At 50.8% G+C, this 14,308-nt stretch carries 10 protein-coding genes; 2 read left to right on the top strand and 8 right to left on the bottom strand.

Features of this window, described 5'->3' with window-relative positions; translation table 11 throughout:
• Positions 1–3: 3 nt before the first annotated feature.
• Together D1627_RS02405 and pfkA are read right to left on the bottom strand one after the other, a co-directional pair.
• Positions 4–5,052 carry a translocation/assembly module TamB domain-containing protein gene (locus tag D1627_RS02405; protein WP_262697014.1) on the bottom strand — a complete coding sequence of 1,683 codons (5,049 nt, stop codon included), beginning with the start codon at positions 5,050–5,052 and terminating at the stop codon, positions 4–6.
• 226 nt (positions 5,053–5,278) lie between these two features.
• The gene (gene pfkA, locus D1627_RS02400) at positions 5,279–6,250 is read right to left on the bottom strand and encodes a 6-phosphofructokinase (RefSeq protein ID WP_119430600.1); all 972 of its coding nucleotides are present in this window, start codon (positions 6,248–6,250) and stop codon (positions 5,279–5,281) included.
• Positions 6,251–6,568: 318 nt separating this feature from the next.
• Here pfkA and D1627_RS02395 point away from each other — a divergent pair, with 318 nt between their 5' ends.
• Entirely contained in the window at positions 6,569–6,997 is a 429-nt protein-coding gene (locus tag D1627_RS02395; protein WP_119430599.1) for a TerB family tellurite resistance protein, read from the top strand.
• Between the two features lie 8 nt (positions 6,998–7,005).
• Positions 7,006–7,341 (top strand): hypothetical protein, encoded by a 336-nt coding sequence (locus D1627_RS02390; RefSeq protein ID WP_147383181.1) that lies wholly within the window; start codon positions 7,006–7,008, stop codon positions 7,339–7,341.
• 131 nt (positions 7,342–7,472) lie between these two features.
• Here the strand turns inward: D1627_RS02390 and D1627_RS02385 are convergent, their stop codons facing one another.
• The 6 genes from D1627_RS02385 to D1627_RS02360 all read right to left on the bottom strand — a co-directional run bounded on the left by D1627_RS02385 (position 7,473) and on the right by D1627_RS02360 (position 14,303).
• Positions 7,473–8,102: a hypothetical protein gene (locus tag D1627_RS02385; RefSeq protein ID WP_119430597.1), complete on the bottom strand. Its 630-nt coding sequence runs from the start codon at positions 8,100–8,102 to the stop codon at positions 7,473–7,475.
• A gap of 48 nt (positions 8,103–8,150) precedes the next feature.
• Positions 8,151–9,908, bottom strand: a complete 1,758-nt coding sequence (locus D1627_RS02380; protein ID WP_119430596.1) for an SLC13 family permease — start codon at positions 9,906–9,908, stop codon at positions 8,151–8,153.
• Positions 9,909–10,090: 182 nt separating this feature from the next.
• Positions 10,091–11,287, bottom strand: a complete 1,197-nt coding sequence (locus tag D1627_RS02375) for an aspartate aminotransferase family protein (protein ID WP_119431090.1) — start codon at positions 11,285–11,287, stop codon at positions 10,091–10,093.
• A gap of 58 nt (positions 11,288–11,345) precedes the next feature.
• A complete protein-coding gene (locus D1627_RS02370) occupies positions 11,346–12,017 on the bottom strand; it encodes a haloacid dehalogenase type II (protein WP_119430595.1) in 672 nt (223 codons plus the stop codon).
• Between the two features lie 156 nt (positions 12,018–12,173).
• Positions 12,174–13,295, bottom strand: a complete 1,122-nt coding sequence (locus D1627_RS02365; protein ID WP_119430594.1) for an OmpA family protein — start codon at positions 13,293–13,295, stop codon at positions 12,174–12,176.
• Positions 13,296–13,307: 12 nt separating this feature from the next.
• Positions 13,308–14,303, bottom strand: coding sequence for a PorP/SprF family type IX secretion system membrane protein (locus D1627_RS02360; RefSeq protein ID WP_119430593.1), 996 nt, complete (start codon positions 14,301–14,303; stop codon positions 13,308–13,310).
• Positions 14,304–14,308 lie beyond the last annotated feature (5 nt).

Raw genomic sequence — 14,308 nt, 5'->3', positions numbered from 1 at the left:
TCTTTATTCTATACCTTCTCTTTGAAGTTCTTTTTCTTCTTCCTTAATTTTTTTAGCATTCTCCAGGTTACGCTCTGCCTCGCGGGCTCTTCTAGCCTCCAGATTGCGGAACAAGTCGGAGAAGTTGTTATACTCCCGCACGTAAATCAGCGAGACGCCTGTGGCACGCACATCTCCGCCATCAATAACGCCCTCATACTGGCTGCGCTGGAAGCCCCGCACCCGGATACGCCCATCCTCCGTTAAAGAGTACTCCACGGAAATATCGCCGCCGAAGCCACTCATTGTTTGGTTAGACTGGCTGCCACCTTCCAGGCCTATATCTGTACCTACTCTAACAGTTAGCCTATCGTTCAGGAATTGTTGGCGCAAGGCAACATTCAGGTCGGTGCGGCCCTGGGCAGAGCCCGAGGAGTAATCTTGGTACGAATCTATACCTAATTCCAGGCCTAGTCCGCCTGCATAACGGTTGGTTATCTGGCTCAGTTGGTCGCTCATAACCTGGCTCAGGCTGTTCCGTGCGGATGCCTCGAAACCGCCACCCGAACTCGTTAATGGGTCAGGGGCAAGGAAACGACCGAGCACCAGCAAGGCAAACACCTGCTTATTCTGCTCAGACTCGTCTTGGCGCAGGCTTTCGAGACTGCTAATTACCATCGGTGATACACTGCCTTTTTCTTCTTCCGGTAACTGAATATCAAAACTGATTTCAGGTGTCAGGATTTCGCCACGCACATAAACAAATACCTGAAACGGAACCTGGTTCTGAAGATCGGGAGTTAGCGTACCTGCAGTTTGTGAGGCAACCAGCTCTTGCGGTGCTGTTTCTACGTTATAGATAGCAGTAATATCCATGTTTGCCTGCAAAGGGTCGCCGGTCCAGTTTATGTAACTGCCTTCGGCAATGTCCAGCTCTCTGGAGGCCAGGTCGTAAAAATCCATACTATAACGGCCATCTGTTACGGTGTAGCGGCCTGTCATGTTTATTTCGCCGCTTGGGCGTACGCCGATAAATAGTGGGTCGGCGGAGCCTCTTACGGTCAGGTTATCACCTGTGGTTGGGTCAATGATAATGGTTACGGGCGTAGCATCGGTAATAGTGAGCTGTGCCTGAATGTCTGCGCCCACAAAGCCTGATACCTCGGTGGTATCTTGCTGCGGAGCGCCAATAATAGCGGTGAGCTCGGGGTTAAGGTTCACAAATTCTACAATGCCATCGCGTTCAGCGGCACCGGCGGCATCGGCAGGTATCACCGCAGTAAAGTCAGAACCATCCAGTACGCTGGCTTTTACCTTAACAACAGGCTGTGCCATATCGCCGGTAATAGAGGTATTAGCTGCTACATACACAGTGCCGTAAAACAAATCGTTGTCTTGAGCTGTAGAGTTTAGCGCCAAAAAGCGCTCCGTATCCACGTTCATGTCGAACTGGAAATCAGTGTAGGTTTGGGTAAGTATGTTTCCGGTAATAACCAGGTCGTTGCCTAAGGAATCAGTGATTGTAAAATTAGGGAAGCTGATGCCCTGCTCATTAAAGTTTAGGCGCTCATTCTGGAGCGTAAACAGGGAGCCTAGCATTACAATGTTAAATTGTGCCTGGTTAAAGTTAAGGTCACCGGTAATGTTGGGGTCTGCTACTGTGCCGGCTATGCGCAACCTGCCGTTGGCGCGGCCATCCATCTGGTTTACCATACCTGCCGTAAATCCTTCCAATGAGGCCATATTCAGGCTACCAATGTTTGCGTTCAGGTTTAATAGGGTAGCATCTGGTTGCGTCTCTACAAAACCATCAACCTGCATTTGGTTGCCATTATCGGTTAACCTAACACCGAGGTTATAGCGGTTGCTGCCGGCGCTGCTTGCCTGCAGGGCCAGGTCCCCAACGGGTATGCCCTCATAGGTGAAGTCAGTAACGGTTAGGTCTGAGGTAAAGCCTAAAGTGCCGCTCATCAGGTTGCTAACAGTGGCGTTACCGTCTATTACACCGGCAATCAGGCTGTCCTGGTCCTGGAAAGTCTGCATGATGTATGCAATGTCGAGATTCTCGAAGGTTACGTTTAGCGGTGCTTCCGGCGTAACGGGTCCAGTACTGTTTAAGGCAAGTGCACTGTTGCCGCGTGATAATCTAATGTTGTTAGCATACAGCAGATTTGTGTCGAATTGCAGATAGTTATCCTGTGGCACTGTCCAGGCATCACCGTTGATTACCACTTGGTCGGGGTTAAAGGCGAAGCGGTAGCCACGGCCCAGGCTGTTCAGGATTCCGCCCAATACAAAACGCTCATTCTGTTGGGTGGTAGTGTCGCCGGCTATAGCCAGCCGCACGGCAAGTTCATCGTCTAGCGCGGCGCCACTCAGCGTTATACCTTTGGCGTTTAGCGATGGCGATAGTAGCTGCTGCAAGCTAACAGTATAGCCAAGTTGCTGTCTGTTGCCACGCACCTGCATCCCCAGGTTTCGTATAGTATAATCCGTATAAACTATCTTGCTGATATTGCCATCCAACTGCAGCTGTTGGGTGTCTCCATTGTAAGAAGCCGTGATTGGTTCAGGAGCCTGCAGCTGCTCGAGGCCGGGCACAAAAGCGGTTATTAGGCCAGTCTCTTTGAGGTTTAGCGCAAACGTGAAGTCACCGAGGTTAAGGTTTGCCGGGAACGGAGTATCCGGTTGCATATCCAGGTAGTTCGAGAAATGCTTCTGCAAAGCGGTTGGCAAAGTAGCCAAAGAGTTCTCGAAACGCATTTGCGCGTCAGCTACGTCAGATTTCAGATCCATAGTAGCTATTTCTCCGCTTTGCTCCAGGGTCATTAACAGCGAGTCCAGCGCATAAGCTTTTTGGTTAACGCTGATGTTTAGGTCGCTGCCCGCCAGGCGCCCACTGATAGAGCTGGCATCCGCACCGGTAAACCTGCCCCTAAATTGCCCCTTCACAGCCAACGGTTCCGGGTAAAAATTAAGCGCCTGCACATCAGCCTTGTTCAGGTTCAGGTCGAATGTGTAGGCAGGGTTTAAGGTATCGCGCAGGTTAAAGTCGCCTGTTAGGTTAAAGTTCAGGTTTTGGTCTTCGGCAACTGCCCGTATGGCGTACAGGTTTCGGTCAATGTTAGCGTTAACATCGATGTTGCGGTAAGTATACTTATTATACTCAACCTGTTGTATTTTGGCATCAATAAGCGCCCGCATGGTTTCAGGAGTTAGCCCACGGCCATTTGCCTTAACGTCTATAGCTACTTTGCCCACGCCCAGGCTATCGGTAAACAGTTGGCCCAGGTCGAAACCGCCGGAGCGCACAGTGGCTGCAAACGTTTCGTTTGCGCCCATATCAACGGTGGCAGTTACGTTGCCGAACGATGTGCGCAGGTCTGCGTTGGCGTCGAATGCGGTAACAGAGCCTTTATAGGTACCGGTTAAGGAAATTTGGTCTGGGACCCGGAAATCCGGCGGAACGGTGCCTGCGGGTAAAAGTGCCTGAATATCAGTTCGGGTCGTAGTGAAGCGGTCTACATCCAGATCCATGTACAAGTTGTCGGGGTCCATGGCGTTGCGCACATTGCCTTTCACATCCACAAACGTGTTTCTGAGTCCTTCAAGTTGGAATTCCTGTATCTGCACATTATTTACTTGCCCGCTGGCATTGGCTTTTAGCTTAATGGTGGAGTTGGCTATACTTTTAAAGGACGGGTTACTGGCCATATCTGGCATAAAGTATAACACATCCTGCATGCCTATGTAGCTGTTGTTGATGTCTATGTTCAGGCCCACGCTTTCGGGCTTTTCGGCAATTGCTTCCAACGAGGGGTAGATTATGGCTAACCGGTTTTGCAGTTGGCTATGCCCGGTGGTCAGGTCCAGGTTGGTTAGGCTGGCGCTGGTAGAGTCGAGGCGAATGTTTGCCTGAAAATTCTGCAACTCAAATCCGCTCTGCTCTTTCAGGGCAAATTGGTTCAGGTCCAGGCTGGAGCGGTTCAGGCTGTAAAGTATGTCCTCGGCCTCAAGCTCCATGTTGGTAAACTTGAGGTGGTTATAATCCATACCACGGGGCTGCCTCGGCATGTTAAAGTTATCGAAGGTTACGTTTACCCCCGACATATCAAGGTTTGCTAACGTAAACACCCAGTTCATAGCCTGGCCATTTGCCTGCTCTACCGATTGGTCCAGGTCTTCGGCCGTTTTGGCTGGGTTTACAGCCAGCGAGTCCACGGGTTTATACTTTTGCTGTATATACTTTAGGTCTGTGTTTTCAAGGGTAAAGCTCTCCAGGTCGATGCGGGCTTCCTTTAAGTTAATGTTATCGGCAACCATCTCAGATTTGCCCAACTTCAACTCTATTTTCTGGTCTGAGGGCCGGCTCAGGTAGCGCACAAGTATGTTATCGAAGCTAACACGGTTTATACCAAAGTCCATTTCCAGCGGTTCGGTGGCAGCAGTATCAGGTGGCGGGAGTTTGGTTTGCTCGTAGTCTACCCATGTGTTTGCCAGGGCAATTTCGTCTACCAGGTAGCGTTGCTGCTCCAAGTCCAGTTCTTCCATCTCGGTGGTCAGCTCACCTACGCGCGTACGTATATAGTTTCCGCCAGCCTCATCCTGAAATACAACATATACATTGTTCAGGTTAATGATACCCAGTGAGATCTGCATGGCGGCAGTGGTATCGGCAGGTTGGGCAGCAGCCGTATCGGTCGCAAAAGCCTCGGTTATGTAATCGAAGTTGGTAGTGCTATCCTCCCGTATATGCAGTTTAAGGGTGGCGTTATCTAGGTCTACTTTGCTGATGTCCACGGTGCCACTGATCAGCGAGAAAATGGCCATGTCAACACCCAGGCGCTCGGAGTACCATAACGTATCCTGCTGCTGGTCTTCTAGATACACATTCTCGAGCACAAGCGCATTGCGCCAGTCGGTGGTAAAGCCGCCTATATCTACGCGTGTCCCGATGGTGTTCTCAAGGTAATTGGCAGCTTTCTGCGCCACAAAATTCTGTACACCCTGGAACTGCAAGGCAATGATTAGTAATAGGAGTAGGGCCAGCACTATAGCGAGTGGCCACAGTATGATCTTCAGGATGATTTTCCCGGTATGTTTGGCAGATGCGATAAGACTTAGGTTTTGGTTCGTGCTCTGCTTTTACGGATTTGTACGAATAGGGATAGGTTTTCTGGTATACTTAATTGATTATGCGTTTAAAACCGGATTATCAAAGTATAAAAACAAAGGCAGCCGCCCGGACCAAGGGATTATACTTGGTCCGGGCGGCTGCCCTCAGCTTTATAGTTTATATTTATACTGAAAGGATATCTACCATTTTCACATACTGCGGGTTAATCAGCTTGTCTTTTGTAATGGTTTCGATAAATGGTGTGTAAGTAAGCTCGCCGCTGATGATACCAGCCATCTCGCACTTGCGCCCTGCCAGCAGGCCGTCTACACAGGCAATGCCTAATTGGCTAGCCAACATGCGGTCAGCAGCTGTAGGCGAGCCACCGCGCTGCACGTGGCCAAGTATGGTTACGCGGGCATCCATGTATGGCAGCTCATGCTGCACCTGCGCTGCTACCTGCGAGGCATTACCGGCTTCATCTCCTTCAGCAATTATTACGATGAAGGATGTCTTAGAGCGGTTCCAGCCTGTGCGCAGCGTATCTACCACATATTCTATACTTGTCTCCGTCTCTGGGATCATCACGATCTCGGCACCGCCGCCAATAGCGCAAGGAATGGCAATATAGCCTGAGTCGCGGCCCATTACCTCGATAAAGAATACGCGGTCGTGGCTGTCGGCCGTGTCCCGGATCTTGTCTATCGCATCAAGGGCAGTGTTTACGGCTGTGTCGTAGCCGATGGTATAGTCGGTGCCGTAAAGGTCGTTATCAATGGTGCCTGGTGCGCCTACCGTCGGGATGCCGTATTCTTCGAAGAAAATATTTGCACCCGTAAATGTGCCGTCGCCACCAATGGCTATCAGTCCTTCTATGCCATGTTGCTGTAGTTGTTCATAGGCTTTCTGGCGCCCCTCCGGGGTCATAAACTCCTTGCTGCGCGCAGAGCGCAGGATCGTGCCGCCTTTCTGAATGATATTGCTCACCGAGTGCGAGTCCATGCGGTAAATCTCGCCTTTGATCATACCTTTATAACCGCGGTGAATGCCATATACTTCTAACCCATGATAAACGGCTGATCTTACTACTGCTCTGATACATGCATTCATGCCTGGTGAGTCGCCGCCGGAAGTAAAAACCCCTATTCTCTTCATGGTGTTGTTGTGTCTTTTAGTTGTGATATAGTTACTTATTAAATCGCAAAGATATATTAAATTATCTTTAGCTTATGCTGACGGCCGGCGCAGAAGGTGCTAGTTTTGCCTTAAAAATAAAAACTGGCGATATTCTACTACTTTAAATAGAGAAAGTCGTATGTTAAGATCGAGACACCAGATACCTGACTATCTGTGGGGAGAGTTGCCTTGTGGCGTTGCGCCACCTGAGGAAATAACTTACCTGGTTTGCGCCCTCCCAACTGTGTCAGCACAATTAAAGTCCAAGTAAAGTATTTTAACCTACACAGGCAACGTATGTTCAGTTTTTTTGAGAGCGAAGAAACAAAAAGATTAAAGAGCCACATTACAAATCTAGGGGCTCTGGCCAAGATTGACGGCCACCTGGACCCTGCTGAGATGAACTTTATCATTTCTATCGGCAAAAAGCACGGCATGAAAGCGGATGATGTCCGCAACCTTGTAGCAGGTGTTAAAGCCACTGAATCACAACTCCCAACCAACGACTCCGAGCGTTTTGACCAAATCTATGACCTTGTGGAGATGATGCTGGCTGACGGCATTGTAGACGAGACTGAAATGGATTTCTGTATTAACATGGCTTCAAAATTAGGTTTCAAAAAATCGATTGTAGGGGTGCTGGTGCGCAAAATCACGATGGGTGTAAAAGATGGCCTCACCCGCGACAGCATTAAACAAGAGGCGCAATCTTTTCTGAATTATTAGCCTGGTTTATGGGGCAAAACGCTCAGTATTATTTCCTGGTTCTATCGCTCTACGCAAGTATACTTATGGCAATGGGCGCCTTCTTTCTGGCCTCAGATCCATTGTTTTTCCAGGGGGCTTACCTGCACCACGTGCCCGTGGCTTTTATGCTGCGGTTTAGTATGTTCTGGTTCTGCAGTTTTGTGTTGGCTATACTTGTTTTTCTGCTCTATATCAGACGGCACGCGCATGCTATACAACCCGTGGACAAGCGGCTTGCGCTGCGGTTTAGTGCCTATGCGTTCAGTTTTGGTGCCATGGCGGCTGCACTTATTGGGTATCTGCTGTACTTGGCAGCGTACTAAGAAAAGCTTACAGGCTTGTGTATGTTACTGTTTTCTAGGTAGTGCTTGTTCAGAGTCTGGCTTTTATTATTGCTTCCATACTTCGGGCTTAAAGTATAAACAACACCCGATAATCAGAGGACCCGTTCTCTTCAATCCTTTGCAATATTAAATTTCTGTATGCTGTCGCCATTAATGTAGTATAAGGTTGCGGCATCTTCAATGCCGAGCACTACGGCATCATGTGGCAACCGTGTAGGTTGCCCGGTTTCTTGGTTAGTAACTTCCTGGCCTGGGCCTAAGGTGTATAAATAGTATAAACTGGTCAGGCTGCCTCTATTATTGAACAGAATATCCCGCTTGAGCTCCACTAGTTTATAATTCATTTCTTCATATTGCAAGGCTGCCACCACAACCACTTCTTTGCCTTGCTGCAGCTGCAGTGCCACATCCTGACGGGTGTCCCCGTCAAAATCGCCGCGGGTAATGGCGGCGCTGCCTGTCTGTACTTCGGGGTGTTGTAGCGCTGCCTCGGAAAGCTCGGGCTTTTGCCAACCTGCATACTTCTGAGCAAGGAGTTGCATAACAGGCTGAGGAAGAGGCAGGGTAGGGTTTATGTTATTATTATCGGTTGCTACTCCGTCTTTAGGTGTGTCTGCTATGGAGTCGAGGGCTTCTGATGGCGGGCCTACATCTATATTCTCATCCTGCACCTGTTCATTTTCTGGGGAGCAGGCCAGCAAAAATAGCGCTGAGGCCAACAAGTAATGTATCCTTTTCATGGGCTAACATATTGGTTCTTATACTTTACTGGCATTATAGCCTGGCTGTTACATGGGCCAGAATACCGGAACCATAAGCAGTATTACTATAATTAGCAGCAGTGTAAGCGGCGAGCCTACTTTAATGAAATCGAGGAACCTATACTTGCCAGGGCTATAAACCAATATACAGGCAGGCTCAAAAGGCGTAACCAGCGATACAGATGCTGCCAGCATGATGGCAATGGCGAAAGCTCTGGGGTCAGAACCCAGTGTGGTGGCGGTGCGTAGGGCCACGGGCACAATTACCAGTGCAGCAGCGGCGTTAGACATGGGTTGGGTAAGCAGCACCGTAAGCACTACAAAGCCCGCCAACACTGCCAGTTTGCCAAAGGACCCTAACACGCTTACTATGCCCTCAGCCAGAAAGTCGGCTGCCCCGGAATTTTCCATGGCCGTGCCGAAAGCTGTCATCCCCCCAATAAGTATGAGCAGCTTAAAATCGATGGCAGCATAAGCTTTCTCAGAGCTGATGCACCGGAAAAGTATGGTGCAAAGCGCAGCTAGCAGAAAGGCAATGGCCAGCGGAAGGATCTTCATGGTGCCCAGAAGTATGGCTACCGCAAAGCAGGAGATGGCTATGATGCCCTTGCGCTTTTTAAACAGTAATGGCTCAAACTCACCAATCAGGGCTACGTTGCTGGAGGTACGCAATTGGTTAAAGCGCTCCGGAGAGCCCTGCACCAGCAGCAGGTCCCCGAGCTGCAACTGTATGCTGCCAATCTTGCTGCGCAGGGTTTCGCCATAGCGCGAAATGGCAAGCACTACTAGCCCAAAACGCTGTAGGAAATTTATTTCTTTAACTGTGCGCCCAATCAAGTTCGACTGTCGCACAATAAGCAACTCGGCCAAGCGGATATTATCTGTAACAAGGTCTTTCTCCAGTATAACGTCGGCCATAATGTCGATGCCCTTGGTTTCCTTCACCTTTATCAGGTTATCCAGGTCGCCTTCCACCAGCAGCACATCGTTGGCCTGTATGCGTGTCCGGAAATCGGGCAGAAAGTTGTCCTTGCCCCGAATGATATTGAGAATGCGGAAACTTAGGGTAGTAAGGTCTGATGCAAAAACCAGCTGATTTACCAACGGAGAGTCCTCCCTGATGATGATTTCGGTGAGGTATTTCTGCAGTTTATACTCATCGGCAAGCTGCTGATCTTCGTGGTTGGGCAGCATGCGCTGGCCTATCGTCATCATATATACAACGCCGACCAGGAAAATAACAAAGCCGATTCCGGAAATCTCGAATATGCCTATGGGAGGCAAGCCGCTTTTGGCAATGTAGCCGCTCACGGCCACGTTTGTGGAAGTACCGATAAGCGTGCAGGTACCACCAAGTATGGCCGAAAAAGCAAGGGGCATCAGCAATTTAGAGGTGCTCGTGTTTATCCGGCGCGAGAGGCCTACCAGCGGCGTTACAAACATGGCTGTTACGGTGGTGTTGTTCATAAATGCCGATACCACACCTGTCACCAGCATAATGGTAAACAGCATCAGGTTCTTACTTTTACTGGCAAGCCGGGCTAGCCGCACCACGGCAAAATCAAGTATGCCGGTTTCCTGAAGGGCCGCGCTAAGTATAAATATGGAGGCGATAATGATGATAAAGTCACTGCTGAAGCCGGCAAAAGCCTCCTCGGCGGATATAATGCGTGTGCTGGCCAGTATAATGAGCATGAGCAGCGTCACGATCTCAACCGACAGTTTTTCAGTGGCAAACAGCACCACAGCAATCACCAGAAGCGTTAGCACAAGGGCTATTTCCATAAAAGTCAGGCGTTGATTCTATACTTCGGGGTGAAGTATAATTTCGCATAGTACGTGCAAACGTTGCAGCGGTTGCTGGTGGCACAGCCTTTGGGCAAGCGTATATCTTCGGGTTTCTTAAATTAAAAAGAGAGGTACCGGCGTGGTATCTCTCTTTCTAAGTCTATGGTATGAGGTTACGCTTAAGCCAGCGCCTCTGTCGCTTCATCAATGGATTTAAGTATAACAGTACAAGCCTCCTGAATTTCAGCTGCGGTAATAACCAGCGGCGGGGCAATGCGCATGGAGTTATCGCAGAACAAAAACCAGTCGGTAAGCACCCCGTTAAGTATGGCGCGGTCTATCACGGCTTTCAGCACCTCGAAGCTCTCGAACTCTGCTGCCATCATCAGGCCGCAGTTTCTTATTTCCTTGATGCGCGGGTGCACCAGCAACTTTTTAAACAGCTCCGCTTTCTGAGTAACTCCTTCCAGCAGTTTTTCTTCCTGTATGGTTTGCAGTGTGGCCAGCGAGGCCGCGCAACTTACCGGGTGGCCGCCAAAGGTCGTGCAGTGCCCAAGTATGGGGTCCGTTTTAAAGGCTGCCATAATCTCCTGCGGAGCGATAAAAGCCCCGATGGGCATGCCGCCACCCATGCCTTTGGCGCACAAAAGTATATCCGGCTCTATGCCAAACTGCTCGAAAGCCCAAAAAGTACCGGTCCGGCCAAAGCCACATTGTATCTCATCTAGTATAAGCAGCGCGCCAACTTCGGTGCAACGCGCGCGCAGGTGTTGCAGGTAATCATTGGTGGCTACGCGTACACCTGCCTCGCCTTGCACCGTCTCTATGATAACGGCAGCTGTGCGGATGGTAATATCCTGTAAGTCGGGGAGGTGGTTGTACTGAATGTGGCGCACATCGGGCAGTAGAGGCCTGAATGCGTTTTTAAAGCTCTCGCTACCGTTTACCGACAAAGCCCCCTGCGTAGATCCGTGATAGGCGTTTCGGCAGGAGATCAGTTCGGTGCGGCCAGTATAACGCTTGGCCAGTTTCAGGGCGCCTTCCACAGCTTCGGTGCCCGAGTTTAGCAAGTACACATTGTTGAGCCGCTCGGGCAAGGTTTGGGTAAGGGCCTCGGCGAGCTTTGCCTGCGGTGCCTGCACAAACTCCCCGTAAACCATCAGGTGCATGTATTTATCCAGTTGCTCATGTATGGCCTGCAGCACGCGCGGGTGCCGGTGGCCTACGTTACTAACTCCAATCCCTGAAATCAGGTCAAGGTAACGCTCGCCGTTACTGCCGTGCATGTACACGCCCTTTGCCTTTTCTACCTCTATCATCAGCGGGAAATCTGATGTCTGCGCCTGGTGCTGCAGAAATAATTGCCTCATCGAAATCATGGCGCTAAGGTACATAAATATGTAGGAAAGGACGAATTGCCAACGCGTACTAAGTCTATAGTGTGGTTAGTTGGCTGGCCAGTTCCAGTAACGTTTTTCCTTGATAGGTTGGGGTAGGGGCCAGTGGGTAAAGCGCCTGGCCAGGTCGGTCTATAAAGCCCGTTTGCAGGCCGGCGTTTGCCGCGCCAGCAACATCCCAGCCATGTGCCGCTATAAATAGTGTTTCTTCTGGGCTTGCGTTAAGGTGGTTTATTGCTTTAAGGTAAGTTTCCGGGGCTGGTTTATACTTTTGCACAAGGTCTACACTCATTATTTCTTCAAGATACTCGTCTAGGCCTGCGTTTCTCATCTGTTCCTCTGCCACTTGCTGTGCCGAGTTCGTGAAGCTTACAAGCCGGAAACCAGCCTCTTTCAATTGAGCCAATGCAGGCTTAACATCGGGGTGCGGCTTTAGTGAGCGGATCATACGTAGCAATTCTTGCTGTTTTTGCTCAGTCACAGATTTTCCTAATTGCTTGTTTAGCATGCTCATGGTAGCCTTCCCAACTTCACCGAGGTTACTGTACGTGCCAATGCTGTTTTCTACCCAGGCATACTGCAGCATTAGGTAAAACCAAAGCTTAAAGGCGTTCTCATTTTCGAAAGCCTGATTCATGCGTTGCTCCATCGGGCTCAGATCCAGCAAGGTTTCATTCACATCGAAAAGTATGAGTTTTAGTTTATTCATTTTTGAAGGAAGTTTAATTCGAGGTATAAGTTATGAAAAGGAGGTAAGCAACTATACGTGCACATAACCGGAATGTAAAATTATGCGGAGTTTTTAAACGCAAAAAGGCCCCTGCCTGCTGGCAAGGGCCTTTTGTTAAAATAAAGCTGAGTTATTCTACTTAACCTGCAGCTCCACGCGGCGGCCTTGCTCGCTTACTGTGTCGAGCACCTGGCTGGCGGTTTCCACGGTAAAGTTCTTTTCGCTGAACTTGTCCTGGATGTACCAGGCCACGAAGGCGGCGCGCTGGCGACTCACCTTCTCACGTCCCTTCACAGGGCCCTTGGCGTCGGAGAAGCCTTTTACGGCCACCGTTGTGCCCGGCTGTTGGGCCTCCAGGAACGCTTTGAGCTGCTGCTCTGCATCAGTACCCATGTATACCTCGTTAAAGCCAAAGTAGAGTGTCTGAGCCATCGGTGCGGCAGGCGTTTCCTCCTCCTCAACCACAGGCGCTTCCACCACTGCCGGGGCAGGCTCGCTGAGGTAGGCGAAGTAATCGCCGGCTCTGGAGGATACCCAAAGCTCGCGCTCGCCAATTTTCTTATAGTAGGCGTTAAAGGCGTCCTGCTGGTTCACCGCCCCTTCCAGCCTTGTAGGCTCACCGGCTGGTTGTCCGTCTTTCACAGGAACGGCGTAGACGTAGGCTGCGTTTCCTTCCTTGCGGGAGAAGAACAGCGAGTCGGAGGCCATGAACGGGGCGAACTCGGCCTGGCGGCTGTTCACGCTTCCGCCCATCTTCACGGGTTTGCTCCACTTGCCGTCCTGGCGCTGGCTCAGGTACAGGTCATCGTACCCCTCGGACTTGGAAAGTTCTCCGGAGATGATGAGCTGACTTCTGTCCCCAGAGAGGTACATGCCCAGGTTCTCAGAGTTGTTGCGGAAACGCGGTACTTCAAGCTCCTCTGTTTTAGTGAAGCCGCCCCCCTCGTATTTATAAACGGCGATGCGCTTGTCGCGGCGGCCGCTCTGCTGGTACACGTACAGCTCGCCGGTAGCAGGGTTATTGCCTACCACAGCGTTGATAGTGCCAGCATTGAGCTGCGTGTCCCTCACGGGCTCACTGCCCTTGGCCTCGCGGTAAAGGTATTGGCCTTGGGTTTCTTTCTTGGTGTAGAGGAACAGGTCATCGCCGAGCATGGTCACGTCGACGAACTCATCCTGCGTATGCTTGATTGGCGCCTGTGCCTGCGCGGCCGAAGCCGCCAGGAACAGTGCCATAGTGTAAATAACTTTCTTCATTGTTGCTTTAGATTACCACATGGTTACTTTCTTGCCGAACTTAGGGTACTTCACCGAAACTAGGTTATAGGTCAGCGTGATCTCGTTGGTGCTCCGGGCAATGTGCTCTGCATCCTGAACCGGAGCTTCGTACACGTAACCCACCTTAAACTGGCTGAGCCTTGCGCCCGCACCAACAGTGTAGGCCAAGTCCTTGCGGTAACCCGCGCTGGCCCAGAATGTGTTGGCAAATACGCCCTTAAGCTGTGCCTCCACCGTCTCATCCAGGTACTTGTCGTGGCGGTAAATGGCATTGGCTACTACCCCAAACTGCTCTGAGAGAGCCGCGCGGTAACCCGCCTGCACCACATGCTGGCGGGCATAGGTACCGTCCAGGTAGTCATCACCGCCCGTAATGCCCTTACCGGCGAGCACGTCTTGCATGGCGTAGCCTACGTAGAAGTTCTCGGAGGTGAGCGTCAGGCCTAGGTTTACGTCTGCCTTGCCGGCTTTTGCCTGGGAGCCTGTGTAATCCTGGTACATCGGGTCTAATTCGTTATCGACAACCAGCTTATTGCCATCCAGGCGGTTGGCACTGTAGGTTGCAGCCGCGCCCCAGCGCAGAGCAAGCCTCTCAGAAAGGCGTACGCGGGCACCGTAGCTAAACTGCACCTGCGTTTCGGAGAACGGGCCGAACTCGTCGCGCAGCACAGCCAGCCCGAAAGCGTGGGTGCCGCCCGCCTGGCGGCTGTAAGCCTCTTGGTCGGCGGTCTTCAATCGGTTGCTGCTTTTCCAGTCTCTGATGTCAGCCAGATCCAGCTCGGCGGAGGCGAAGACGGTCTTCGGCGCGTCCTCATAGCCTGTCCATTGGCTGCGGTAATAGGTTTTCAGCATGGAGCCCTCGTAGCCGGTAAGCGACGGGTTAAAGTACTGCTGGAACAGCGAGAAGTTGGCCACATGCTTTCTGTTCTGAGCCTGAAGGCCCAGAACAGAAAGTACAAATGCTATGGATAATACTACTTTTTTCATTCTAA

Origin of the sequence: Pontibacter oryzae (assembly GCF_003576375.1) — a bacterium.
In the GTDB taxonomy this organism is placed as follows: domain Bacteria; phylum Bacteroidota; class Bacteroidia; order Cytophagales; family Hymenobacteraceae; genus Pontibacter; species Pontibacter oryzae.
This window is presented reverse-complemented; position numbering and strand designations above follow the sequence as displayed.